Genomic DNA, 1,088 nt, shown 5'->3' with positions numbered 1-1,088 from the left:
AGGTAGATCTCCTCGTATTTGACGCTCCGCCACAGCCGCTCGATGAACACGTTGTCCATCCAGCGCCCGCGGCCATCCATGCTGATTCTCACGCCGAGTTCCGTCAGCCGCCCGGTCCATTCCGCGGAGGTGAACTGGCAGCCCTGGTCGGTGTTGAAGATCTCCGGGATCGTGCCGCTTGAAGCCAGCGCCATCTCCAATGCCTCCAGACAGAGGTCGGTGCCCATGGTGTTGGAAACCGCCCAGCCAAGCACCTTGCGCGAGTGCCAGTCCATCACCGCGCACAGGTAGGCGTGGCCACGCGGCATCGGCACGTAGGTGATGTCGGCGCACCAGACCTGGTCGGGCCGCTCGATGGCGAGCTTGCGCAGCAAATACGGATACTTCCGGTGGCCGTCGTCCGGGATGCTGGTTCGCGGCTTGCACCAGATCGCCTCGTGGCCCATTTCGCGGCGCAGCCGGTCCAGCCGCTTGCGGTTGACCTTCACGCCGTGTTCGCGCTCCAGCACCGTCACCAGCCGGCGGCTGCCCAGGCACGGGTCGATCAGGTAAGTCTCGTCCAACAGCCGCTTGATTCGAAGATCCTCCGGATCCTCGGGCACCGGCTGGTAGCTGGCGGTGGAACGTGCCACGGCTAACAGCTCGCACTGCTTCCTCATGCTCAGTTTGGGATGCTCCTTGTCCAGCAACGCGATGCGATCCCTCACAGACCGAGTTGCTTGGACTTTTTTGTCAGCCAGTCCAACTCGACGGCTTGCTGGCCGATCTTGGCGTGGAGCCGCTCGCGCTCGCGTTCGAACTCCTCGGCGTCGGTCTTGCCCGCGCCGGCCCCGAAGGCGCTGGCGGCGTTCTGAGCCATCGTCTTCTTCCACTCCGAGACCTGCACCGGGTGGACATCGAATTCCTTGGCGATCTCCTGGATGGTCTTCACGCCCTTGAGCGCCTCAAGCGCCACGCGCGCCTTGAACTCGGGGTCGTGTCTTCTGCGTTTGCCTTTCATTTTGTGCGTGTTCGGTTCGGTTTGCGGTACCAACCCACGCTCCACAATCATAGCTTAACCATTGGACCGATTTTCGGGGTCCGGCTCA

1 pseudogene is annotated in these 1,088 nt (G+C 63.0%); it reads right to left on the bottom strand.

Features of this window, described 5'->3' with window-relative positions:
* Positions 1-1,000 (bottom strand): annotated as a pseudogene (locus ABXH26_RS20575) (IS3 family transposase); the annotation flags it as partial.
* Between the last annotated feature and the right edge of the window lie 88 nt (positions 1,001-1,088).

This window comes from Haloferula sargassicola, from assembly GCF_040362925.1.
Taxonomy (GTDB): Bacteria; Verrucomicrobiota; Verrucomicrobiia; order Verrucomicrobiales; family Akkermansiaceae; genus Haloferula; species Haloferula sargassicola.
This window is presented reverse-complemented; position numbering and strand designations above follow the sequence as displayed.